20 protein-coding genes are annotated in these 24,482 nt (G+C 64.7%); 9 read left to right on the forward strand and 11 right to left on the reverse strand.

Annotation, left to right across the window (positions count from 1 at the left end; translation table 11 throughout):
- Positions 1-6 precede the first annotated feature (6 nt).
- Entirely contained in the window at positions 7-636 is a 630-nt protein-coding gene (locus tag CAG33_RS04430; protein ID WP_085581084.1) for a flagellar basal body-associated protein FliL, read from the reverse strand.
- A 224-nt stretch (positions 637-860) separates the two neighbouring features.
- On the opposite strand from CAG33_RS04430, the gene glpT reads away from it, so the two are divergent.
- Complete coding sequence (gene glpT / locus CAG33_RS04435) at positions 861-2,210, forward strand: glycerol-3-phosphate transporter (protein WP_085581086.1); 1,350 nt, start codon at positions 861-863, stop codon at positions 2,208-2,210.
- Here the strand turns inward: glpT and CAG33_RS04440 are convergent.
- The 6 genes from CAG33_RS04440 to trxA all read right to left on the reverse strand — a co-directional run bounded on the left by CAG33_RS04440 (position 2,186) and on the right by trxA (position 9,581).
- Complete coding sequence (locus CAG33_RS04440; protein WP_085581088.1) at positions 2,186-2,854, reverse strand: gamma-glutamylcyclotransferase; 669 nt, start codon at positions 2,852-2,854, stop codon at positions 2,186-2,188. The two genes, glpT and CAG33_RS04440, sit on opposite strands and share 25 nt — an antisense overlap.
- Positions 2,855-3,050: 196 nt before the next feature.
- Positions 3,051-4,019 carry a CDP-6-deoxy-delta-3,4-glucoseen reductase gene (locus CAG33_RS04445; RefSeq protein WP_085637111.1) on the reverse strand — a complete coding sequence of 323 codons (969 nt, stop codon included), beginning with the start codon at positions 4,017-4,019 and terminating at the stop codon, positions 3,051-3,053.
- Positions 4,019-5,485, reverse strand: a complete 1,467-nt coding sequence (gene ubiD, locus CAG33_RS04450; protein WP_085637114.1) for a 4-hydroxy-3-polyprenylbenzoate decarboxylase — start codon at positions 5,483-5,485, stop codon at positions 4,019-4,021. The genes CAG33_RS04445 and ubiD overlap by 1 nt, the downstream gene beginning before the upstream one ends.
- Before the next feature lie 69 nt (positions 5,486-5,554).
- Positions 5,555-7,549 carry an acyltransferase family protein gene (locus tag CAG33_RS04455; RefSeq protein ID WP_085637117.1) on the reverse strand — a complete coding sequence of 665 codons (1,995 nt, stop codon included), beginning with the start codon at positions 7,547-7,549 and terminating at the stop codon, positions 5,555-5,557.
- 195 nt (positions 7,550-7,744) lie between these two features.
- The gene (gene rho / locus CAG33_RS04460) at positions 7,745-9,004 is read right to left on the reverse strand and encodes a transcription termination factor Rho (protein WP_085581097.1); all 1,260 of its coding nucleotides are present in this window, start codon (positions 9,002-9,004) and stop codon (positions 7,745-7,747) included.
- A gap of 247 nt (positions 9,005-9,251) precedes the next feature.
- Positions 9,252-9,581: a thioredoxin TrxA gene (trxA, locus tag CAG33_RS04465; protein ID WP_085581099.1), complete on the reverse strand. Its 330-nt coding sequence runs from the start codon at positions 9,579-9,581 to the stop codon at positions 9,252-9,254.
- 275 nt (positions 9,582-9,856) lie between these two features.
- Here trxA and ppx point away from each other — a divergent pair, with 275 nt between their 5' ends.
- Positions 9,857-11,359 (forward strand): exopolyphosphatase, encoded by a 1,503-nt coding sequence (gene ppx / locus CAG33_RS04470; RefSeq protein ID WP_085581101.1) that lies wholly within the window; start codon positions 9,857-9,859, stop codon positions 11,357-11,359.
- A gap of 84 nt (positions 11,360-11,443) precedes the next feature.
- On the opposite strand, the gene ppk1 is transcribed toward ppx, so the two are convergent.
- Both ppk1 and hemB read right to left on the reverse strand, forming a co-directional pair.
- Positions 11,444-13,666, reverse strand: coding sequence for a polyphosphate kinase 1 (gene ppk1, locus CAG33_RS04475; protein ID WP_085581103.1), 2,223 nt, complete (start codon positions 13,664-13,666; stop codon positions 11,444-11,446).
- Positions 13,667-13,684: 18 nt separating this feature from the next.
- Positions 13,685-14,698: a porphobilinogen synthase gene (hemB, locus tag CAG33_RS04480; RefSeq protein ID WP_085581105.1), complete on the reverse strand. Its 1,014-nt coding sequence runs from the start codon at positions 14,696-14,698 to the stop codon at positions 13,685-13,687.
- 208 nt (positions 14,699-14,906) lie between these two features.
- Between hemB and CAG33_RS04485 the strand changes: the two genes are divergently transcribed.
- Positions 14,907-15,563, forward strand: a complete 657-nt coding sequence (locus CAG33_RS04485) for a DedA family protein (protein ID WP_085581107.1) — start codon at positions 14,907-14,909, stop codon at positions 15,561-15,563.
- On the opposite strand, the gene CAG33_RS04490 is transcribed toward CAG33_RS04485, so the two are convergent.
- Positions 15,544-16,779: a sterol desaturase family protein gene (locus CAG33_RS04490; RefSeq protein ID WP_085581109.1), complete on the reverse strand. Its 1,236-nt coding sequence runs from the start codon at positions 16,777-16,779 to the stop codon at positions 15,544-15,546. The genes CAG33_RS04485 and CAG33_RS04490 overlap by 20 nt on opposite strands.
- Positions 16,780-16,895: 116 nt before the next feature.
- On the opposite strand from CAG33_RS04490, the gene elbB reads away from it, so the two are divergent.
- On the forward strand, positions 16,896-17,564 hold the full coding sequence (gene elbB, locus CAG33_RS04495; protein ID WP_085581111.1) for an isoprenoid biosynthesis glyoxalase ElbB: 669 nt from the start codon (positions 16,896-16,898) through the stop codon (positions 17,562-17,564).
- A gap of 58 nt (positions 17,565-17,622) precedes the next feature.
- On the opposite strand, the gene CAG33_RS04500 is transcribed toward elbB, so the two are convergent.
- The gene (locus CAG33_RS04500; protein WP_085630143.1) at positions 17,623-19,518 is read right to left on the reverse strand and encodes an FTR1 family protein; all 1,896 of its coding nucleotides are present in this window, start codon (positions 19,516-19,518) and stop codon (positions 17,623-17,625) included.
- A 144-nt stretch (positions 19,519-19,662) separates the two neighbouring features.
- On the opposite strand from CAG33_RS04500, the gene CAG33_RS04505 reads away from it, so the two are divergent.
- The 5 genes from CAG33_RS04505 (at position 19,663) to CAG33_RS04525 (ending at position 24,416) form a co-directional block, all read left to right on the forward strand.
- Complete coding sequence (locus tag CAG33_RS04505; RefSeq protein WP_085637120.1) at positions 19,663-21,072, forward strand: COG3014 family protein; 1,410 nt, start codon at positions 19,663-19,665, stop codon at positions 21,070-21,072.
- A gap of 188 nt (positions 21,073-21,260) precedes the next feature.
- Complete coding sequence (locus CAG33_RS04510) at positions 21,261-22,655, forward strand: COG3014 family protein (RefSeq protein WP_085581117.1); 1,395 nt, start codon at positions 21,261-21,263, stop codon at positions 22,653-22,655.
- Between the two features lie 15 nt (positions 22,656-22,670).
- A complete protein-coding gene (locus tag CAG33_RS04515; RefSeq protein ID WP_085581119.1) occupies positions 22,671-23,045 on the forward strand; it encodes a YcfL family protein in 375 nt (124 codons plus the stop codon).
- A 36-nt stretch (positions 23,046-23,081) separates the two neighbouring features.
- On the forward strand, positions 23,082-23,669 hold the full coding sequence (gene lpoB / locus CAG33_RS04520) for a penicillin-binding protein activator LpoB (protein WP_085581121.1): 588 nt from the start codon (positions 23,082-23,084) through the stop codon (positions 23,667-23,669).
- Positions 23,670-23,672: 3 nt separating this feature from the next.
- Positions 23,673-24,416 (forward strand): penicillin-binding protein activator LpoB, encoded by a 744-nt coding sequence (locus CAG33_RS04525; protein ID WP_085581123.1) that lies wholly within the window; start codon positions 23,673-23,675, stop codon positions 24,414-24,416.
- The last annotated feature ends 66 nt before the right edge of the window (positions 24,417-24,482 follow it).

Below are 24,482 nucleotides of genomic sequence, written 5' to 3' on the forward strand. Positions count from 1 at the left end.
GTACCGTCAGATCCGGGGCGACATCGCTCCGTCACCCGGCAGCAGGTGCTCCTGGACCTTCTCGCTGCGTGACGGAATGAGTCGCCCCTTGTCGTCGAAACGCAGGACGATCACCCAGTCGTAGACCCCGTCCGGCCACTTGCGCTGGCCCATCAGCGCCGTGGCGTCGCCGCCGAACGCCTTGATCAGCTTGTCGATGTGCCCGTGGTGCCAGGCGATCAGCACCGTCGGCGCCTTGTTGCCTTTGCGCAGCAATTTCACCAAGTCATGGACATCGCCGTTGATGTAGGGCTGCTCGACCGACAGGTTCAGACGCCGGGCCAGCGGGGTCAGGGTCAGGCGCGAGCGGACGCTTTCGGGGCTATCGCCGGCGGCCAGCAGGCGCTGGGGCGTCAGCGCCTGGCCATCCAGCTCCAGCGGGTTGAAGTAATCGGCATAGGCCGCGGCACGCTGCTCGCCCCGGGCGTTGAGTTCGGTTCCGACGTCGGGCTTCTCGGCATGCCGGATGATCAGCACCGTGGCATTGCGCAAACCGGAATGCCCGGGATGGTCAGTGAAGACCAGCGCCAGCAAGCCGGCGGTGAGAACGGCCGCCACCAGCAGGCGGACCACAAGCATGCGCACCTTCAAAGCCATCATTCATCTCTGCAGAACAGTCGGTCGACGGATCGCGAGTCTAAGCCGCCCGATGTTCACAAGTGGTGAAAACGCCCCGTTCTTACAGCTGAGCGACAGGTTCGTAAAAGAACGTGCGTTTTCCAACATTTCCGCTGTTTTGCGGATGGCAGGCGGTGCTATTTTCGGTAACGAAACTGTAACATTCACATCCGCAGTCAAAACAAGAATTCTGGAGCTCTTGAATGTTTGCTTTCTTTCGACCTGCCGCACATCAGGCTCCCCTGCCTGAAGAAAAAATCGACAGTACCTACCGACGCCTGCGCTGGCAGATCTTCGCCGGCATCTTCTTCGGCTACGCGGGCTACTACCTGCTGCGCAAGAACTTCTCCCTGGCCATGCCGTACCTGATCGACCAAGGCTACAGCCGCGGCGACCTGGGCCTGGCGATGTCGGCCATCGCCATCGCCTACGGCCTGTCCAAGTTCCTCATGGGCCTGGTGTCCGACCGTTCCAACCCGCGCTACTTCCTGCCGTTCGGCCTGCTGGTGTCCGCCGGGGTGATGTTCATTTTCGGTTTCGCGCCATGGGCGACCTCCAGCGTGACCATGATGTTCATCCTGCTGTTCATCAACGGCTGGGCCCAAGGCATGGGCTGGCCGCCGAGCGGACGCACCATGGTGCACTGGTGGTCGCAGAAGGAGCGCGGCGGCGTGGTGTCGGTGTGGAACGTGGCGCACAACGTCGGCGGCGGCCTGATCGGCCCGCTGTTCCTGGTCGGCATGGGCCTGTTCAACGACTGGCACGCCGCGTTCTACGTCCCGGCGGCGGTGGCCCTGGCGGTGGCGGCGTTCGCCTTCATCACCATGCGCGACACCCCGCAGTCGGTCGGCCTGCCGCCGATCGAGAAGTACAAGAACGACTACCCGGAAGGCTACGACGCCAGCCACGAAGACGAATTCAGCGCCAAGGAAATCTTCGTCAAGTACGTGCTGCGCAACAAAATGCTCTGGTACATCGCCATGGCCAACGTGTTCGTCTACCTGCTGCGCTACGGCGTGCTGGACTGGGCGCCGACCTACCTCAAGGAAGCCAAGCACTTCGACGTCGACAAGACGTCGTGGGCGTACTTCTTCTACGAGTGGGCGGGGATTCCGGGCACCCTGCTGTGCGGCTGGATGTCGGACAAGATCTTCCGCGGCAACCGCGGCCTGACCGGCATGGTGTTCATGGCCCTGGTGACCGTGGCGACCCTGGTGTACTGGCTGAACCCGGCCGGCAACCCAACCGTCGACATGATCGCCCTGTTCTCCATCGGCTTCCTGATCTACGGCCCGGTCATGCTGATCGGCCTGCAGGCGCTGGAATTGGCGCCGAAGAAAGCCGCCGGTACCGCAGCGGGCTTCACTGGCCTGTTCGGTTACCTGGGCGGTTCGGTCGCGGCCAGCGCCGCAATGGGCTACACCGTCGACCACTTCGGCTGGGACGGCGGTTTCGTGCTGCTGGTGGGCGCCTGCCTGCTGTCGATGGCCTTCCTGGCCCCGACCCTGCTGCACAAGCAAGCCGCCAGTCAGAGCCGCGAAGCGCTCGCCTGATCGGCCTGTGACCGGCAGCGCCTGAGCCGCGCCTCCAGATTGCGGTCTGGCATGGCGTGGCTGCGCAGGGCGTGGGCGGTCTGCTCGACATAGTCGCGCGTCGTGCCGTAGCGCCCGCAGGCGCTTTCGAACACCTGGCTCAGCACATGGTCCGGCAGGTTGCCGGCATAGCTGGGCAGGTGCCGCTCCAACACAAACCCCAACGCCTGAACCTGATTGCCATCCTCCAGACGGCAATTGAGCCAGTGCGGCCGGTAGGACGGAAACGGCATCTCGCGTTTCCACAGGGCATACAGTGCGCTGTCGAGATTGTCTTCCGGCAACCGGTAGGCGAAGCCGCTGCACGAGCCCCCACGATCCAGGCCGAACACCAGCCCCGGCATCTCCGGCGTGCCGCGGTGCTCGTGAGACCACAGGTACAGGCCGCGGTGATAGCCGTGCACCCGCCCGCGCACCCGTTCGACCGCCGTGCATTCCGGCCGCCAGATCAGCGATCCGTACGCGAACAGCCACACCGGCCCGCCCTTGTGGCGCGCCATGGTCGATTGCATGGAGAGGAGAAGCTGTTCGTGGGTCAGCTGCGGCCCGAGATCGAGCCGCGGAGGGTAAGCCGGATGCGAAAAACCGTTTTCGATGGCGCTCATGGCGAATAGCGTTCAGCTCCCCGCGGGTGAAGAATTACTAAATAGAACGCACCGCTGTAACAATAAGGCACATATGTTTTAAGGCAATTGAAGTGCCAGGCGCTTTCATTCATCCATTGCCGGATTGATATATAACCTACCGGTATTCATGCAATTACATAAATACCGATCGGCTATATATGGAGGTATATCGAACTTATACCCGAGGGGCGTAGGCGAACACGTCGGCGCGCATCTGATGGGCGTCCATCCCGGCCTCGACCAGCGCATCGAGCGTGCCGTAGACCATGGCCGGCGAGCCGCTGGCATAGACGTGCAAGGCCTTGAGGTCGGGGAAATCTTCGCACACCGCTTCGTGCAGCATCCCGCAGCGCCCTTCCCAGCCGCATTGATCGCTGACGACCTTGTGCAGGAACAGGTTGGGCAACTTCAGCCATTCGTCCCAATGTTCGATGCGGTAGAAGTCTTCCGGCCGGCGCACGCCCCAATACAGGTGCACCGGGTGCTTGAAGCCGTTGGCCCGGCAGTGTTCGATCAGGCTGTGGATCTGGCCCATGCCGGTGCCGGCGGCGATCAGCACCAGCGGCCCCTCGGGCAGTTCGGCCAGGTGGGTGTCGCCGAACGGCAGCTCGACGCGCACCAGCGGGTTGCGCTGGAGCTGGTCGATCAGGCTCAGCGCGCTGTTCTCACGCGCCAGCACGTGGATCTCCAGGTCGCGGCCGGCGTGGGGCGCCGAGGCCATGGAGAACGCCGATTTCTCGCCGTTCTCGCGCTCGATCATCAGGTACTGCCCGGCGTGGTAGCGCGGCGGCTTGCCGGCCGGCGCCCGCAGGCGCACCCGCCAGGTATCGCCGCCGACGTCCCGGCATTCGACGACCTGACACGACAGGCTGCGCACCGGCAACTCTCCCAGCGCGAGCACGCCATCCCACAGCACGATGCAGTCTTCCAGCGGCTCCGCTATGCAAGTGTAGAACTCGCCGTGGTCATGCACCTTGCCGGCCTGTTCGACCCGGCCTTCCACCAGCAGCGCCGCGCACACATGGCAATTGCCGTTGCGGCAGCTCTGCGGGCATTCGTAGCCCAGGCGCCGCGCACCATCGAGAATCCGCTCGCCGGGCCGTATCTCTAGCACCGCTCCGGAGGGCTGAAGGGTTACACGCATCAATCTATTCCTAACTGATTCCAGATGGCATCGATCCGTTGGGTGACGGCGTCGTCCTTGACGATGACGCGGCCCCATTCGCGAGTGGTCTCGCCCGGCCACTTGTGGGTGGCGTCCAGCCCCATCTTCGACCCCAGCCCCGACACCGGCGAGGCGAAGTCGAGGTAGTCGATGGGCGTGTTGTCGATCATCACCGTGTCGCGCTTGGGGTCCATGCGCGTGGTGATGGCCCAGATCACGTCGTTCCAGTCCCGGGCGTTGATGTCGTCGTCGGTGACGATAACGAACTTGGTGTACATGAACTGTCGCAAAAACGACCAGACACCCAGCATCACGCGCTTGGCGTGCCCCGGATACGACTTCTTCATCGTCACCACGGCCATGCGGTACGAGCAGCCCTCGGGCGGCAGGTAGAAGTCGGTGATCTCCGGGAACTGCTTCTGCAGGATCGGCACGAACACTTCGTTCAGCGCCACGCCGAGGATCGCCGGCTCATCCGGCGGCCGGCCGGTGTAGGTGCTGTGGTAGATCGGCTTGATGCGGTGGGTGATGCGCTCGACGGTGAACACCGGGAAGCTGTCCACCTCGTTGTAGTAGCCGGTGTGGTCGCCGTAAGGGCCTTCGTCCGCCATCTCGCCCGGGTGGATCACGCCTTCCAGGATGATCTCGGCGGTGGCCGGCACCTGCAGGTCGTTGCCGCGGCATTTCACCAGTTCCGTGCGGCTGTCGCGCAGCAGGCCGGCGAAGGCGTATTCGGAGAGGCTGTCCGGCACCGGCGTGACCGCGCCGAGGATGGTCGCCGGATCCGCGCCGAGGACCACGGACACCGGGAACGGCTGGCCCGGATGCTTCTCGCACCACTCGCGGTAGTCCAGCGCCCCGCCCCGGTGGCTGAGCCAGCGCATGATGACCTTGTTGCGGCCGATCACCTGCTGACGGTAGATGCCCAGGTTCTGGCGATCCTTGTTCGGGCCTTTGGTGACGGTCAGGCCCCAAGTGATCAGCGGCGCGACATCGCCCGGCCAGCAGTGCTGGATCGGCAGTGTAGCCAGGTCGACGTCGTCGCCCTCGATGACCACTTCCTGGCACGGCGCGTCCTTCACGACCTTCGGCGCCATCGCGATGATCTTGCGGAAGATCGGCAGCTTCGACCACGCATCCTTCAGGCCCTTGGGCGGCTCGGGCTCCTTGAGGAACGCCAGCAGCTTGCCGATCTCGCGCAGTTCGTCGGTGGACTCGGCGCCCATGCCCATCGCCACCCGCTGCGGGGTGCCGAACAGGTTGCCGAGCACCGGGATGTCGAAGCCGGTCGGATTCTCGAACAGCAGCGCAGGCCCCTTGGCCCGCAGGGTGCGGTCGCACACCTCGGTCATCTCCAGCACCGGCGAGACGGGCACCTGGATGCGTTTCAACTCTCCGCGCTGCTCAAGCTGCTGCACGAAATCCCGAAGATCCTTGAATTTCATTGACGATGGCACCCTCAAAATAGGCGTACATCCTACCTGCTATGCCGCCCGCTGGCAGCCCGTCAGGCCTCACTTGGCTGCATTGGCCTGCCCTTTGCGAAGGTTCGCCCCGGCCTGCAGGCCGACGAACAACGGTTCGAGGACCGGCGCCACGAACCGCGCGCCGACTTCCGAGAGGTGATTGTCGTCGGTGTACAAGGAATGGCCGTCGAGTTCGGCGCGGCAAAAACCTTCCGCGTCGCACAGCCGCGGCGCCGGATCCACCACCCGCACCGCCGGATCCTGCGCCAGCTGGGCGAACAGCCCGCTGATGAAAGTCTGCCGCTTGAGGTGCTCGCCGAGCGCCAGGCCGACATCGTCCACCGGGCGGTTGAGCATCGCCAGGCGCGTGAGCCGGTACGGCGGGCTGAAAGCCTGCAGCGGCGCCTCCTTCACCAGCCAGACCCGATGCCCGCCGGCCCGCAGCTGCGCCACCCGCGCCCGCAGGCCATCGGCCAGGCGCTGCTCGGCGACGGCGCGGTCGTAGTGCCCGTCGGCGGCCTTCAGGGCGTGGGCCAGATCGCCCTTGGCGTCGCCGTAGAGGTAGAGGCTCCAACGCGCCACCAACACCACGTCGCTCACCGGCGGCGCCAAGGCATGCTCGACCCGCTGGTTGAAGCGCGCGCAGCGGGCGTCATGCTCGAGGCCCTGCACCGGCACGCAACCGGGGGAACTGGCCAGCATCACGCTCACGGCATGGGCCTTGGCGCCGTCGTCGAACACCGGGATCAGCGCGGTGGCGTGGCTGTCGCCCCAGACCAGGGTGCGGGCCGGACCGTTCGCGGCGCCGTAATGGCAGAACAGTTTGTCGTCCGGCGTCTTGTCGTCGGCCAGGCAGGCCATCAGCTCCGGCCGCCACTCGCGCCCCTTGGCGTACTGCAGCGCCTGCTCGGACAGGCGCCACGGCAAGCCGTCGGTCCAGCGCAGGCTCTGTCCGGCCAGGCCGATCACCAGCACGCCGCAGGCACCGGCCAGCAGGATCTGCCGACGGCCGGCGAGCAGGCGACGCTCGCGGAACGGCGTCTCGACGAATTTCCAGGACAGATAGCCCAACACCAGCGTCAGCAGAATCAGGCCCAGGGTGTCGAACGCGCCCGGCTCATCGACACTGGCGTAGCGGGAGAACACGAACACCGGCCAGTGCCACAAGTACCAGGAATACGACACCAGGCCGAGACCGACCATCAACCGGCTGCTCAGGAGCTCGCCGACCCAGGTCCGGCGGTGCCCGTTGGCCAGGATCAGCGCCACCACGCCCAGCACCGGCAGCAGCGCCGCCGCACCGGGGAACGGCGTGGCCTTGTCGTAGCCGAACACCGCCAGCAGGATCAGGGCCAGGCCGAGCAGGCTCAGGCCCTGGGCCGCCATCGGCTTCAGGCGCCAGGCGCTTTTCGGCGCCACCGCCAACATCGCTCCGGCCAGCAGCTCCCAGGCGCGCATGGGCAGCAGGAAGAAGGCTTTTTCCGGGTGGTGGCTGACGGCCCAGACACTCAGGCCGAAGGACACCAGCAACACGCCGAACAGCGCCAGCCGCCAGTGCTTCAAGCGCCCGGACAGCACGGTCAGCAGCAATGGGAAGAGAATGTAGAACTGCTCCTCCACCGCCAGCGACCAGGTGTGCAGCAGCGGCTTGAGGTCGGAGGCGACATCGAAGTAGCCGTCCTGCCGCATGAACAGCAGGTTGGAGACGAACATCACCTGGTAGCGCACCGAGCGCCCCAGCTCTTCGTAGTCCTTTGGCGCCAGCAGGAACCAGCCCACCGCCAGCACGGCGAGTATCATCGCAAACAGCGCCGGCAGGATCCGCCGGGCGCGCCGGGCCCAGAAGTCGACGAAGCTGAAGCGCCCGGCCTGGCGCTGGTTCCAGATGATCGAGGTGATCAGGTAGCCGGAAATCACGAAGAACACGTCCACGCCGACAAAACCGCCGGTAAAGCCCGGAACCCCGAAATGGAACAGCACAACGGCGATCACCGCGACTGCGCGCAAGCCGTCGATATCCCTTCGATAAGCGAGAGTGCTCATAATTTGTTCAATGCCGATCAGATGGTTGTTTTCTGTGCAGCCGCGACGCTCTCCATGAGCCGCCCGCACTCGCTGCCTGTTGTTATGCCCAGTCACTGACCATACCAGATCGCGAACCTCCCATCGCCCAGACAAAAAAACAGGCAAAAAAATGGCGCCCCGCAGGGCGCCACTTTTCGGACTCGACCGTCTATGTCACTTGCGCTTCATCGACAGGAAGAATTCGTCGTTGGTCTTGGTCGTCTTCAGCTTGTCGACCAGGAACTCGATGGCCGCGACTTCGTCCATCGGGTGCAGCAGCTTGCGCAGGATCCACATGCGCTGCAGCTCGTCGTCGGCGGTCAGCAACTCTTCGCGGCGGGTGCCGGACTTGTTGATGTTGATGGCCGGGAACACACGCTTCTCGGCGATGCGGCGGTCCAGCGGCAGCTCCATGTTGCCGGTGCCCTTGAACTCTTCGTAGATCACTTCATCCATCTTCGAGCCGGTCTCGACCAGCGCAGTGGCGATGATGGTCAGCGAGCCGCCTTCTTCGATGTTGCGCGCCGCGCCGAAGAAACGCTTCGGCTTCTCCAGGGCGTGGGCATCGACACCACCGGTCAGCACCTTGCCGGAGCTCGGGATCACGGTGTTGTAGGCGCGGGCCAGACGGGTGATGGAATCCAGCAGGATCACCACGTCCTTCTTGTGCTCGACCAGGCGCTTGGCCTTCTCGATCACCATTTCGGCCACTTGCACGTGACGGGTCGGCGGCTCGTCGAAGGTCGAGGCGACCACTTCGCCGCGCACGGTGCGCTGCATTTCGGTCACTTCTTCCGGACGTTCGTCGATCAACAGCACGATCAGGTGAACTTCTGGGTTGTTACGGGCGATGTTCGCTGCGATGTTCTGCAGCATGATCGTTTTACCGGCCTTCGGCGGCGCCACGATCAGACCACGCTGGCCTTTGCCGATCGGCGCGCACAGATCGATCACACGACCGGTCAGGTCTTCGGTGGAACCGTTGCCGGCTTCCATCTTCATGCGCACGTTCGGGAACAGCGGGGTCAGGTTCTCGAACAGAATCTTGTTCTTCGCGTTCTCGGGACGGTCGAAGTTGATCGTGTCGACCTTGAGCAGGGCGAAATAACGCTCGCCTTCCTTCGGCGGGCGGATCTTGCCGACGATGGTGTCGCCGGTGCGCAGGTTGAAACGGCGGATCTGGCTCGGCGAGACGTAGATGTCGTCGGGACCTGCGAGGTAGGAAGCGTCAGCGGAGCGCAGGAAGCCGAAGCCGTCCTGGAGAATCTCCAGCACGCCATCACCGGAGATTTCCTCACCGCTTTTCGCGTGCTTTTTCAGCAGGGAGAAAATCACGTCCTGCTTGCGCGAACGGGCCATATTTTCTATGCCCATGTCTTCGGCCAGCTGGAGCAGGTCGGTAATCGGCTTTTGCTTGAGTTCAGTCAGATTCATATAGGAATGACGTAATCATTTATAGAGGGGGGAAATTAAGCTTTTGGCTTAATGAGGCCGCGCCGCGGAGAAGGCGACAGGATCGCGTACTTGTTCGAAAGGAGTGCGTCGGCGACGGCTAGCAGGGGGCAGTGGAGAAACCAGTGCGGGGCCGAATGTATCACCTGAGTTTCGGAGCGTCTAGCCCTGAATAAGCAAAAAGCCCCGCAATTTGCGGGGCCTTTTTCAGCGGACTTTACAGCGGCGCTCAGAGGCTGGCGTCGAGGAAAGCCTTGAGCTGGGACTTCGACAGCGCGCCGACTTTGGTCGCTTCGACGTTGCCGTTCTTGAACAGCATCAGGGTCGGGATGCCGCGCACGCCGTGCTTGGCCGGGGTTTCCTGGTTCTCGTCGATGTTCAGCTTGGCGACGGTCACCTTGCCCTGGTACTCGGCGGCGATGTCGTCCAGGACCGGAGCGATCATCTTGCACGGGCCGCACCACTCAGCCCAGTAGTCGACCAGGACAGCGCCTTCGGCCTTGAGTACGTCAGCTTCGAAGCTAGCGTCGCTAACGTGTTTGATCAGATCGCTGCTCATGGAATTCTCCAGGTTGTAAGCAAAAAAACGTGGCCCATCATAGCCGCCCTTCCCCTGTTCAGGAAGCCGCAGATGATTGAGTCTCGCTATGGTGGCTCATGAGTTTGGGTATAGCTCAAACCGCGCGTCGCCGGGGCCCCGGCGAAAGGCGGCGGCTCAGGTCGGCCAAGGATCTTGCGCGAATCTGCGCAGGATCAAGGGTTTGGCCCCTGCGCGTTGGCGGCGGCGTTTGATCGTGGCACGATGTCGGGGTTATCGACCGAGACCCCCTGACCATGCCCCAGAACCAAGCCAAGAATCTGTCCCTGATCGCCGCGATCGACCTGGGCTCCAACAGCTTCCACATGGTCGTGGCCAAGGCCCAGAACGGCGAGATCCGCATTCTCGAACGCCTCGGGGAGAAGGTCCAGCTCGCCGCCGGCATCGACGAAGAGCGCCACCTCAACGAAGAATCCATGCAGCGCGGGCTCGACTGCCTCAAGCGCTTTGCCCAACTGATCAACGGCATGCCCCTGGGCGCCGTGCGGATCGTCGGCACCAACGCCCTGCGCGAGGCGCGCAACCGCGTCGAGTTCATCCACCGCGCCGAAGAGATCCTCGGCCATCCGGTGGAGGTCATCTCCGGCCGCGAAGAAGCGCGCCTCATCTATCTGGGCGTCTCCCACACCCTCGCCGACACGCCGGGCAAGCGCCTGGTGGCCGACATCGGCGGCGGCAGCACCGAATTCATCATCGGCCAGCGTTTCGAGCCGCTGCTGCGCGAAAGCCTGCAGATGGGCTGCGTCAGCTTCACCCAGCGCTACTTCAAGGACGGCAAGATCACCCCGGCCCGCTACGCCCAGGCCTACACGGCGGCGCGGCTGGAGATCATGAGCATCGAGCACGCCCTGCACCGCCTGACCTGGGACGAGGCCATCGGCTCCTCGGGCACCATCCGCGCCATCGGCCTGGCGCTGAAGGCCGGCGGCCACGGTTCGGGCGAGGTCAACGCCGAAGGCCTGGCCTGGCTCAAGCGCCGGCTGTTCAAGCTCGGCGACGCGGACAAGATCGACTTCGAAGGCATCAAGCCTGACCGCCGGGCGATCTTCCCGGCAGGCCTGGCGATTCTCGAGGCGATCTTCGACGCCCTCGAACTCAAGCGCATGGATCACTGCGAAGGCGCGCTGCGCGAAGGCGTGCTGTACGACCTGCTGGGCCGCCACCATCACGAAGACGTGCGCGAGCGCACCCTGACGTCGCTGATGGAGCGCTACCACGTCGACCTGGAACAGGCGGCGCGGGTCGAGCGCAAGGCCCTGCACGCCTTCGACCAGGTCGCCGCGGACTGGGACCTGGAGGACGGCATCTGGCGCGAACTGCTGGGTTGGGCGGCGAAAGTGCACGAAGTCGGCCTCGACATCGCCCACTACCACTACCACAAGCACGGCGCCTACCTAATCGAGCACTCGGACCTGGCCGGGTTCTCCCGCGAGGACCAGCAGATGCTGGCGCTGCTGGTGCGCGGCCACCGCCGCAACATCCCCAAGGACAAGTTCGCCGAGTTCGACGACGACGGCATCAAGCTGATCCGCCTGTGCGTGCTGCTGCGCTTCGCCATCCTGTTCCACCACATCCGCGGCACCCAGGCGATGCCGCAAGTGGCGCTGCACGCCAACGGCGACACCCTCGATGTGGAGTTCCCGGAACACTGGCTGGACGACAACCAGCTGACCCAGGCGGACTTCGCCCTGGAGGCGGAGTGGCTGACGCGGGTCGGGATCGTGCTGACCGTCCACTGACCGGTGGCGACCGACCCGCCGCAGGAAACCGGCGAAACAAGAAGGCGATCCCGAGGGATCGCCTTTTTTGTGCCTGGCCGTCGGTCAGCTGCTGACCGGCAGGATCGGGCTGCCCAGCCGCTCCAGCAGCGTCGCCTGGGCGCTGCGCGGGTTCTGGTTGCCCGTCGGCGTGTTGCGGATGTAGCGGCCGTCCGACTGCAGGCTCCAGCTGTGGGTGTTGTCGGTCAGGTACAGCTCCAGCTCCTTCTTGACCCGGGTCAGCAGCTTCTTGCCTTCCACCGGGAAGCAAGTCTCGACCCGTTTGTCGAGGTTGCGCTCCATCCAGTCGGCGCTGGAGAGGAACATCTGCTCCTCGCCGCCGTTGAGGAAATAGAACACCCGGGTGTGCTCCAGGAAGCGGCCGATGATCGAACGCACGTGGATGTTGTGCGATACCCCGGCGATGCCCGGACGCAGGCAGCACATGCCGCGCACCACCAGGTCGATGCGCACGCCGGACTGGCTGGCCTTGTACAACGCGCGGATGATCTTCGGATCGGTCAGCGAGTTGAACTTGGCGATGATGTGCGCCGGCTTGCCGTCGAGGGCGAACTGCGTCTCGCGGGCGATCATGTCGAGCATGCCCTTCTTCAGCGTGAACGGCGCATGCAGCAACTTCTTCATGCGCAGCGTCTTGCCCATGCCGATCAGTTGGCTGAACAGCTTGCCGACGTCTTCGCACAGGGCATCGTCGGAGGTCAGCAGGCTGTAGTCGGTGTACAGGCGGGCGTTGCCGGCGTGGTAGTTGCCGGTGCCGAGGTGGGCATAGCGCACGATCTCACCCTGCTCGCGGCGCAGGATCAGCATCATCTTGGCGTGGGTCTTGAAGCCGACCACGCCGTAGATCACCACCGCGCCGGCCGCCTGCAGACGGCTGGCCAGCTGCAGGTTGGACTCTTCGTCGAAGCGCGCGCGCAGCTCGATGACCGCGGTCACTTCCTTGCCGTTGCGCGCCGCGTCCACCAGGGCATCGACGATTTCCGAGTTGGCGCCGGAGCGGTAAAGGGTCTGGCGCACCGCCAGGACGTGCGGATCCTTGGCCGCCTGGCGCAGCAGATCCACCACCGGCGTGAACGACTCGAACGGGTGCAGCAGCAGGATGTCCTGCTTGCTGACCACACTGAAAATGTTCTCGCTGTTCTGCAGAAGCTTGGGGATCTGCGGGGTGAACGGGGCGTTCTGCAGCTCCGGATGGCTGTCCAGGCCAGTGATGCTGAACAGGCGGGTCAGGTTGACCGGGCCGTTGACCTGATACAGCTCGGTCTCGCTCAGGTTGAACTGCTTGAGCAGGTAGTCGGACAGATGCTTAGGGCAGGTGTCGGCGACTTCCAGGCGCACCGCGTCGCCGTAGCGGCGCGAGAACAGCTCGCCGCGCAGGGCCCGGGCCAGGTCTTCGACGTCTTCGGAGTCGAGCGCCAGGTCAGCGTTGCGGGTCAGGCGGAACTGGTAGCAGCCCTTGACCTTCATGCCCTGGAACAGGTCATCGGCGTGGGCGTGGATCATCGACGACAGGAACACGTAGTTGGCGCCCGGGCCGCCGACCTCTTCCGGCACCTTGATGATCCGCGGCAGCAGGCGCGGCGCCGGGATGATCGCCAGGCCCGAGTCGCGGCCGAAGGCGTCGATGCCTTCGAGCTCGACGATGAAGTTCAGGCTCTTGTTCACCAGCAGCGGGAACGGGTGCGTCGGGTCGAGGCCGATCGGGGTGATGATCGGCGCGATCTCGTCGCGGAAATAGCGGCGCACCCAGGTCTTGAGCTTGGTGGTCCAGTAGCGCCGGCGGATGAAGCGGATCTGGTGCTTTTCCAGCTCCGGCAGGAGGATGTCGTTGAGAATCGCGTACTGGCGGTCCACGTGGCCGTGCACCAGTTCGCTGATCCGGGCCAGGGCCTGGTGCGGCTGCAGGCCGTCGGCGCCGGCCTGCTCACGGGCGAAGGTGATCTGCTTCTTGAGGCCGGCGACGCGGATCTCGAAGAATTCGTCGAGGTTGCTGGAGAAGATCAGCAGGAACTTCAGCCGCTCCAGCAACGGATAGGACTCGTCCAGCGCCTGTTCCAGCACGCGGATGTTGAACTGCAGTTGCGACAATTCCCGGTGGATGTACAGGCTGCTGTCATCCAGGCCCGGAATCGCGATCACCGGGGCCGCGGCGGCTTCGGCGGCCGGCGCGGGTGGCGCGGGCTCGAGCTCCGGTGGCGTCTCGGTGATCTGCTCGACCACAGGTTGAGCGTCTTTTACGGCAACTTCAGTGAGTCCTTCGGTATTCATCGAATGTTCCTGGGAGGGCTATTTCTGCTCTCGTAACAATTGGGCGGCACGGACAGCAAAGTAAGTCAGGATGCCATCAGCGCCCGCACGTTTAAAGGCGGTCAGGGATTCGAGGATCACGCCTTCGCTCAACCAGCCGTTCTGGATCGCCGCCATGTGCATGGCATATTCGCCGCTGACCTGATAGACGAAGGTCGGCACCTTGAAGGCATCCTTCACCCGGAACAGGATGTCCAGGTACGGCATGCCCGGCTTGACCATCACCATGTCCGCGCCTTCAGACAAGTCGGCGCCCACTTCGTGCAGGGCTTCGTCGCTGTTGGCCGGATCCATCTGATAGGAGGCCTTGTCGGCCTTGCCCAGGTTCGCCGCCGAGCCCACCGCGTCGCGGAACGGCCCGTAATAGGCACTGGCGTACTTGGCCGAGTAGGCCATGATCCGCACGTTGACGTGGCCGGCCACTTCCAGGGCCTCGCGGATCGCCTGGATGCGCCCGTCCATCATGTCCGACGGAGCCACCACCTGGGCGCCGGCCTCGGCATGGGACAACGCCTGCTTGACCAGCGCATCGACGGTGATGTCGTTCTGCACGTAGCCGCTTTCGTCGAGGATGCCGTCCTGGCCGTGGGTGGTGAACGGATCCAGGGCGACGTCGGTGATCACGCCCAGTTCCGGGAACCGCGCACGCAAGGCCCGGGTGGCGCGCTGGGCGATGCCTTCGGGGTTCCAGGCTTCGGCGGCGTCGAGGGACTTGAGCCCGGGCGGGGTGACCGGGAACAGCGCCAGCGCCGGAATGCCCAGCTCAACCCACTTGGCCGCCTCTTCCAGCAGGAGGTCGACGGTCAGGCGCTCCACACCCGGCATCGAGGCCACGGCTTCACGGCGGTTCTCGCCGTCGAGCACGAACACCGGCAGGATCAGGTCGTCGACCGTCAACACGTTTTCACGCACCAGCCGACGGGAAAACCCGTCACGGCGGTTGCGGCGCAGGCGGGTGGCTGGGAACAAGCGGTTGGCAGGGGTAAAGCTCACGGCAGACTCCTGAGCCCGCGCAGACGGGCGAGCGTGACAGTTATAAGCGGCCATTATGACGGTCGTATTACAGTTATGTGCACCCCTGTGACAGGTAGTCGCATTCCATTGTCAGTGTAGGAATTGTTCACGTCGAGACACATTTCGACACTTTCCTGAATGTGTCCGAAGGGTTAGGCTGCGCGTTCATTTCGCCAGCACCCAGACAATGCTCCAACAACTTCTGCATGACTTCGGCTACTTTGCCTTGTTTCTCGGCACGTTCTTCGAAGGCGAAACCATCCTGGTGCTCGCGGGCTTCCTCGCGTTCCGTGGCTACATGGACATCAACCTGGTGGTGGTCGTGGCGTTCTTCGGCAGCTACGCCGGCGACCAGCTGTGGTACTTCCTGGGCCGCAAGCACGGGCGCAAGCTGCTGGCGCGCAAGCCGCGCTGGCAGATGATGGGCGACCGGGCGCTGGAGCACATCCGCAAGCATCCGGACATCTGGGTGCTGAGCTTCCGCTTCGTCTACGGCCTGCGCACCGTGATGCCGGTGGCGATCGGCCTGTCGGGCTATCCGCCGGGACGCTACCTGCTGCTCAACGGCATCGGCGCGGCCATCTGGGCCGCCGCGCTGGCCGCCGCCGCGTATCACTTCGGCGCCGTGCTCGAAGGCATGCTGGGCAGCATCAAGAAGTACGAACTGTGGGTGCTCGGCGGCCTGCTGGTGCTGGGCCTGCTGCTGTGGCTGCGCCGACGCTTCAAGAATGCGCGGCTGGCCAAGCAGGTCTACGAAGACGAACAGGCCGCCAAGGCCGAGCGGCGCAAGGCCGAACTGGCCAGCGCGGCCGAGACCAAGACGCCTAAGACGCCAGCCGAGTGAGTCGCTGGCGGCAGCAGTACAGGCCGATGCCGCTGAGCAAGGTGTAACTGAGCAGGCCGATCCACGCCACCGGGCTGGCCGGCCACAGCCCCACCAGCGGCGCCAGCCACACCAGCGGCAGGTTCGAGGCCAGCCGCAGCAGCTCCACCCGCAACGCCCACGGGCGATTCTCCAACGCCGTGCCCAACGCGAACAGCCCCAGCGCCACCGCGCCCCAGCCGAGCACCAGCGCACCGGCGGGCAGGCTGTGCTCAAGGTTCATCAGGTAGCTGCCCAACGCAATGTAGACGCCGAACTGCAGCACCACGTACCACTGCTGGCGGCCGTCCAGCGGCACCTCGAACTTGCGGAACTGGCTCAGGTCCGGCTTGCTCATCGGGTACTGCGCCGCCACGTCCGCCGGGCGCCAGCCGGTGCGCATGAACCAGATCCGCAGCTTGTCCCATCTGCTGCGCGTGCGTCGCGCGTCGTCCCACAATTGCGCATAGAACTGCAGGTTGGCCCACAGCGGGTTCCAGCTCGCCAGCGGCGTGGTCACGCCGAAAATCACCGGTTCGTTGTCGTCCTCTTCCTGGAACGAGCCGAACAGCCTGTCCCAAACGATGAACACCCCGCCGTAGTTGCGGTCCATATAGAGAGCGTTCTGCGCATGGTGGGCCCGATGGTTGGACGGCGTGACGAAGAACCACTCGAACCAGCCGAGCTTGGGGATGTGCCGGGTGTGCACCCAGAACTGGTACAGCAGGTTCAGCGCCGCCACGCTGACGAACACCGGCAGCGGCACCCCGGCCAGCGCCATCGGCAGGTAGAAGATCCAGCTCAACAGGAACCCGGTGCTGGTCTGGCGCAGGGCCGTGGAAAGGTTGTAGTCCTCGCTCTGGTGATGCACCGAGTGGGCGGCCCACAGGATGTTGCGCTCATGGCCCATGCGGTGCAGCCAGTAGTAGCAGAAGTCATAGAACACGAAGGCGAACACCCAGACCCAGACGCTGTCGGCCGGCAGCCGCAGCAGGGCCATGTGATCCAGGGCGAACGCATAGGTCACCAGCCCCACGCCCTTGGTCAACAGGCCGGTGGTGGTCGACAGCACGCCGGTGCTGATGCTGTTCACCGCATCGGCCACGCGGTAGTTACTCACCCCGCGCCAGCGGTCGGCGACGAGCTCCGCCGCGATCAGCACAAAGAAGAACGGTACCGCATACAGAATGAAATCCATGACGCGCCCTGATCGTGATCTTTGAGGACAGATCCTAGGTGTAGCCGCGAATTATCCCTATGGCAACGAGTGACAAATTAGTGGACATTTAACGCCATGAATCTGGAGAAAGCCCCATGAGCAAGAAAATCGCAGTGATCCTGTCCGGCTGCGGCGTGTACGACGGCGCCGAGATCCACGAAAGCGTCATCACCCTGCTGCGCCTCGACCAGCGCGGCGCCCAGGTGCAGTGCTTCGCCCCGAACATCGCGCAACGGCATGTGATCAACCACCTGACCGGCGAAGAGATGCCCGAGTCGCGCAACGTGCTGGTGGAGTCGGCGCGCATCGCCCGCGGCGAGGTCAAGGACCTGCGCGAGGCCGACGTCGAGGACTTCGACGCGCTGATCGTGCCCGGCGGCTTCGGTGCGGCGAAGAACCTGTCCGACTTCGCCGTCGAAGGCCCCGGCTGCACCGTGCAGCCTGAGGTGCTGGCCCTGGCCGAAGCCTTTGCCGAAGCGGGCAAGCCGGTGGGGCTGATCTGCATCTCGCCGGCGCTGGCGGCGAAGATCTACGGCCCGGGCGTGACCTGCACCATCGGCAACGACGCCGACACCGCAGCGGCCATCGGCAAGATGGGCGCCACCCACGAAGACTGCGCGGTGACCGACATCGTCGAAGACAAGGCACGCAAACTGGTGACCACCCCGGCCTACATGCTGGCGAAATCGATCGGCGAGGCGGCTTCGGGGATCAACAAGCTGGTCGACCGCGTGCTGGAACTGACCCACGAGAACGACGCCTGAGCGCAAGCGCCCCTTTGTGGCGAGGGAGCTTGCTCCTTCGCCACCCTGCCTTCAGGGGTCAGGCCGTCGCCCGCCGCTTCTCCGCCACCCGGCTGCGGCCGTAAAGAATGATGATCGCCGCGATCGCCACGGCCTGGGCCGTCAGCGAGTAGGCGTCGGCATGGATCCCCAACCAGTCGAACTCGAAGAACGCCACCGGCCGCGTGCCGAAGATGCCCGCCTCCTGCAACGCCTTCACGCCATGCCCGGCGAACACCACCGACAATGCGCACAGCAGGCCGGCGTTGATGCTGAAGAACAGCGCCAGCGGCAGTTTCGCCGAGCCGCGCAGGATCACCCACGCCAGGCCGACCAGCAGCACCAGCGCCGTAGCGCCGCCCGCCAGCACGGCGTCATGCCCGGCGGGGCCGGCCTGCAGCCACAGGGTTTCGTAGAACAGGATCACCTCGAACAGTTCGCGGTACACCGAGAAGAACGCCAGCACCGCGAAACCGAAGCGCCCGCCGCCGCCCACCAGGCTTTGCTTGATGTAGTCCTGCCAGGCCGCCGCGTGACGGCGGTCGTGCATCCACACTCCGAGCCACAGCACCATCACGGCGGCGAACAGCGCGGTGGCGCCTTCGAGCAGCTCGCGCTGGGAACCGCTGACGTCGATCACGTACGCCGCCAGCGCCCAGGTGCCGAGGCCGGCCAGCAAGGCCAGGCCCCAACCGGCGTTGACGCTGCGCACCGCCGACTGTTGGCCGGTGTTGCGCAGGAACGCGAGGATCGCCGCCAGCACCAGAATCGCTTCAAGCCCTTCGCGCAGCAGGATCAGCAGCCCGGAAATGTAGCTCAGCGACCAGCTCAGGCCATCGCTGCCCAGCAGGCCGGCGGACGCCTTGAGCTTGGCCTTGGCCGCGTCCAGGCGCTGTTCGGCCTGGGCCACCGGCAAGCCGTCCTGCAGGGACTGCCGGTAGGCCATCAGGGACTTCTCGGTGTCCTTGCGCACGTTGGCGTCGACGTTGTCCAGGGAGCTTTCGACCAGTTCGAAGCCTTCGAGATAGGCGGCCACCGACAGGTCGTAGGCCTGGTCGCGTTCGCCGGCACGATAGGCGGCGAGGCTTTTGTCCAGGGTCGCGGCGGTGTAGTCGAGCAACTGCGCCGGGCCGCGCTTGACCTGCGGCGGCTGCGCCCGCTGCGCGCGGAACACCGCAGCGGCCTGCGGGCCTTCGGCCGCCTGCACTTCGGCCGGGGTCTGACGGGCCAGGTCGGCGATGTTGTAGGTCTTTTCGGATTTCGGCACGGCCGAATCAGCGCTGAACTGGGCGATGTAGGTCGCCAGGTCCCAGCGCTGACGGTCGTCGAGCTGGTCGGCGAAGGCCGGCATGTCGGTGCCTTCGACGCCTTGGCCGAGGGTGCTGTAGATCGCGTACAGGCTCAGGCGATCCATGCGCACGGCGTCGCGCAGGTTGGCCGGGGCCGGCGTCAGGCCGACGCCCGCCGGGCCGTCGCCGGCGCCAGTCTCGCCGTGGCAGACCGAACAGTGCTGGGCGTAGAGCGGCGCGCCGCGGGTCGGATCGGGGGTGATCACCGGCGCCTGGCTGACCTCGTAGGCCACCGCCAGTTGCGCGCCGAGCTGCCGGGCCTGGCGGGCGACATCCGCGCCGTCCTGCCTGGCCGCGATGGCCCCACGCAACGCGCTGACGCCCTGCTCCAGCCCGGCCTTCTCGGGCTTGGCCGGCATGGCCGCGATCAGCCCTTGCAGCACCTGGGTGAATTCCAGCTGCTCACGGTATTCCGCGTCGTCGATGACCTTGCCGGCCGCCACCGTCGGCGGGTAGTCGGCGCTGATGTAATCGAGCAGGTGCAGCGCCTGCGGCGCGCCTTCCACGGTATCGGCCAGCAGGTCGACGCTGCCCAGCACGCAAAACGGGAACACCAGCCAGGCCAGGAATCGGGACGCGGCAGTCATGAATGAGTCTCAAATGGAAATGCGAAGTTACATATTGTTCACGTCGAACGCATTTCCCTCAAGCTTTCTTGCCGATGCAAAGCACATGGCCAGCACCCGTCCCTATAATGCGCCACCCCAACGCTCAAGGAAGAACCGTTTCCCATGCGCCACTGCCTGCTGCTTCCCTTGCTGTTCAGCCTTCTGGCGCAACTGGGCGGGTGTGCCGCCTACCGCAACTACGACCTGGAAATGCAGCAGACCAACGACCAGCTGATGATGGGCAACCTCGACAACGCGCTGTACCTGATCGAGCGGAACAACCCATGGGAAGACAAGGACCTGCTCTATTATTTCGAGAAAGGCGCCGTCCTCAGCCTCGGCAATGCCCTGCCGGAGAGTCAGGCGACCTGGCGCAGCGCCGACCAGATGATTGTCCGCCGCGAAGAAGCGGTGCCGTCCGCCCCGGTGAAGCTGCTCAACCGCTTCTACAAGGAAATGGGCATGATGCTGGTCAACGACAAGCTGCAGCGCTACGACGGCTACGATTACGAAAAGGTCATGCTGACCACCCAGATGGCCCTCAACCAACTGGCGATGAATGACTTCGACGGTGCGCGGGCCGACATCAAGAAGACCCACGAGCGCGAAACGCTGATCGCCAGCCAGCGCGAACGGCAGTACGAAGAGGTCGAGAACCAGGCCAAGGCCCAAGGCACCCGGCTGCACTACAAGGACCTGCAGGGCTATCCGGTGACCACCCTGGAGGCGCCGGCGGTCATCGAGCTGAAAAACGGATATCAGAGCGCGTTCAGCCATTACCTGGCCGGCTTCACCTATGAAGCGCTGGGGGAACGGACCCTGGCCGCGCCGGGCTATCGGCAGGCGATCGAACTGCGGCCCAACCTACCCTTTCTCGAACAGGCGCTGCGCAACCTCGACAAACCGCCGGCCAAGGCCGGCGAAAGCGATGTCCTGATTGTCGTGCAGAGCGGCCTGGCGCCGGCCCGGGCGTCCGTCACCGTGCCGATTCCCGTGCGGCTCAACGAGAACCTGGTCATCGTCGCGCCGATCTCGTTTCCGGTGATGATCCCGGACGCGGTCACGCCCAAGTTCGACCACCTCACGGTGGACGGCCGCAAACGCTCGCTGGCCCAGGTCAACAGCGTCACCGACATGGCGGTGCGCACCCTGCGCGACGACATGCCGGCGATCATTTCCGCCGCGATGTTCCGCGCCAACATGGCCGCGATCGGGCAGGCCAACGAAAACGAGCGCAACCCGGCCAAGGCCTCGCTGACGGTGACCGCCAAGGATCCGTTCGAGGAAGCCGACACCCGCACCTGGCGCACGCTGCCGGACAAGACCCTGGTGGCGCGCCTGCGCCTGAAAAAGGGCGAGCACACCCTCGTCCTGCCCAACGCCAAGCGCACGCCGCCGATCACGGTGCGCATCGACCAGGATCATCAGGTCATCAACCTACGGGCGTTCGGCGATCTGGCGTTCATCATCGGCGCGGCCTACGTGCCGCCGCAGGCGGTATCGAACACGACACAAGTAATGGCACCTCACTAACCGGTGAAATTAAAAAGCTATTACATAGCCAGCACCGCGGACCTATAATGCCGCGCCCTCGCTATCGCGAAACGGCATTAAAGCTCCTCTTTTGATGAGGAATCGGCAGGACGCCAACACCCCTGCCGATCGGTCCCTGCAGCCCGACCCGCACCGGGGCTGTCGCCACTCATGGAAGAAGTACCCCCATGGCATTCCGCGCTCCCACCCTGCTCGCGCTCAGCGCCGTCACCCTGCTGTCCGGCTGTTCGGCGTTTCGCAACTACGATTCCGAACTGGCCCAGACCAACCAGCAACTGGCCGCCGGCAACGTCGACGCCGCCCTGACCCTGCTGGAAAAGAACAACACCGGTCCCGACAAGGACTTGCTCTACTACTTCGAGAAAGGCGAACTGCTGCGCGCCAAGGGCGACCTGTCCGGCAGCCAGGGCGCCTGGACCGCCGCCGACCAGGTCGTGGGCAAGTGGGAAGACTCGGTCAAGCTCGACACCGACAAGTACCTGGCCCAATTCGGCAGCTTCCTGGTCAACGACAAGGTGCGCCGCTACGAAGGCTACGACTACGAAAAGGTCATGCTGACCACCCAGATGGCCCTCAACCTGCTGGCGGTCAACGACTTCGACGGCGCCCGCACCGCGATCAAGAAGACCCACGAGCGCGAAGCGGTGATCGCCGAGCTGCGCGACAAGGAATACCTCAAGAGCGAGGAAGAGGCCGAGAAGGAAGGCATCAAGACCCAGTACAAGGATCTGCAGGGCTACCCGGTCGCCAGCCTCGACGCGCCGGAAGTGGTCGGCCTGAAGAACAGCTACCAGAGTGCGTTCAGCCATTACCTGGCCGGCTTCGTCTATGAAGCGCTGGGCGAGAAGGACCTGGCCGCGCCGGGCTACCGCAAGGCCGCCGAGCTGCGTCCGAACACACCGTTGCTGGAACAGGCGCTGGTCGACCTCGACAAGCCGGCCAAGTCCGACGACAGCGACATCCTGATCGTGGTGCAGAGCGGCCTGGCGCCGGCCCGCGACTCGATCCGCGTGCCGTTGCCGCTGCCGATCGACAACAACCTGGTGATCACCCCGCTGTCGTTCCCGGTCATCAAGCCGGACACCTCCACCGCCCCCTTCGCCCAGATCGGCGTAGACGGCCGGCAACTGGACCTCACCGCCCTCAACAGCACCACCGCCATGTCCCGCCGCGCCCTGCGCGACGACATGCCGGGGATCATCGTGCGCACCGCCGTGCGGGCGATCACCAAAGGCGCGGCCCAGAAGAAGCTCAACGAAACCAACCCGCTGGCGGGCCTGGCGGTGGGCATCTCTTCAGCCGTGCTCGAAGGTGCCGATACCCGTACGTGGCGCACATTGCCGGACACCACCCAAGTGGTGCGCCTGCGCCTGAAAAAGGGTGAGCACCAGGTGACCCTGCCAAGCGTGGCCGGTGGCTCGCAGGTCAAGGTCACCGTCGATCAGCGATACCAGGTCATCACTCTGCGCGCCGTCGGCAGCCAGGTGTTCGCCGCCGGCAACGCCGCCCACGTGATCCCGGGCGCCAACGCCACCGCCGTGGCCAGCCTCAAACAACCTTAAGAACGGAGTCTTTGCATGCGTTTCAAACTCTTCGCCGTCGCCGCCCTCGCCCTGTTGGCGAGCGGCTGCGCCACCCCGCCGCCACCGGAACCGGGCAGCGCCGCGAGCAAGGTCGTGGCCATGGGCCCGCAGAAGCACATTGTGGTCGGCGCCATGCGCGTGGCCCGCGAGAACGGCTTCATGACCGTCAACGTGCAGTTGAGCAACACCCTCAACAGCAACAAGACGTTCTACTACCGCTTCGCCTGGCTCGGCCCTGAAGGCTTCCCGGTCGCCGAAGAAGAAGTCTGGAAAAGCCAGATGATGTACGGCGCCCAGACCAGCTTCATCCAGGCCATCGCCCCGACGCCCAAGGCTGTGGACTTCCGCCTGGAACTCAAGACGCCTTAAGCCCGACACCCCATTCCCGATTTAGAGAGCATTCCCATGTTTGCACGCTTTTCCTGCATCGCCGTCCTCGCCCTGCTGGCCACCGGCTGCGCCAACACCTCGCCGACCCTGGGCAGCAAGAACATCAGCTACGGCGACACCAAGGCCGTCGAGACCGTGACCAACGAATTCGGCTCCACCGACCTGCAGATGATTGCCGAGTCGATGACCCGCTCCCTGGCCCAGTCCGGCATCCTGCAGGGCCGTCCTGTGGTTCAGGTCTACGACGTGAAGAACAAGACCAGCGAGTACATCGACACCCGCGAGATCACCACCAGCATCAAGACCCAGCTGATGAAGTCCGGCACCGCCCGCTTCGCCAGCGACAACACCGCGATGCAGAGCCAGGTCGACCAGCTCAAGCTGCAGAACCAGAGCGGCCTGTACAAGAAGAGCACCGTGGCCAAGACCGGCAACATGATCGCCGCCAAGTACCGCCTGGAAGGCTCGATCAGCTCGATCGTCAAGCGCAGCAGCGACTACAAGGACGTCTTCTACAAATTCAGCCTGCAACTGATCGACGTCGAAAGCGGTCTGGCCGAGTGGATGGACGAAAAAGAGATCCGCAAAACCACGGAGCGTTAACCGATGCGCGCATGGATTGGCATGATGGCCCTGGCTTGCGCGTTCGGCGCGCAAGCGGCCCCGAAAGTCGCGGTGACGGACCTGGCGTACCAGGAGCGTGTGGAGCAGTACATCCACATCGTTTCGGCCCAGAACAACTACCGCGAGGGTTACTACAGCGCGAGCGGCTCTTCGAGCTACAACGAGCTGGAGGCCACCACCAGCTACATCGAGCAGGGCGAGCTGCGCAAATTCACCGGCGACATCAAGGGTGAGATCCTGCGCACCGGGATGTTCCAACTGGTGCAGGGCACGCCCTACACCGCCTCGTCCAAGGGCGACGTCTACGACGTCATCAAGCGGATCAAGGCGGGTAACTTCAAGGGCGCCGACTACGTGCTGTTCGGCACCGTGTCGGACATCGACTTCACCCAGGACATGAACGAGCTGGCCCACACCGACAGCTACTCGGCCGTGCTGGGCCTGACGTTGGTGGCGGACTTCAGCCTGATCAACACCAAGACCTACGAGATCACTTCGGCCTTCACGGCGATGGGTGAAGCGCAGGACACCAAACTGGTGAACGGCCGCGACATCAAGATCTCGCTGAACCGCCCGCGGGTGGTGCGTGACGTGTCCAAGGCGCTGGGCGAGGACGTGGCCGGGCAACTGAGCATGCAGCTCGGCGGCGGCGGTTACGAGCAGCCGCGCGAGCCGCAGCAGCGCAACAACCTGCCGCGCGACACGGCGCCGGTGATCCTCAAGTGATTGCCCGCTGACGCAGGGAAGCACCCGCGGCGGGGAAGGATCCCGAGCCAAAAAAAAGGCGACCTG

The organism is Pseudomonas sp. B3(2017) (genome assembly GCF_002113595.1).
In the GTDB taxonomy this organism is placed as follows: Bacteria; Pseudomonadota; Gammaproteobacteria; order Pseudomonadales; family Pseudomonadaceae; genus Aquipseudomonas; species Aquipseudomonas ekonensis.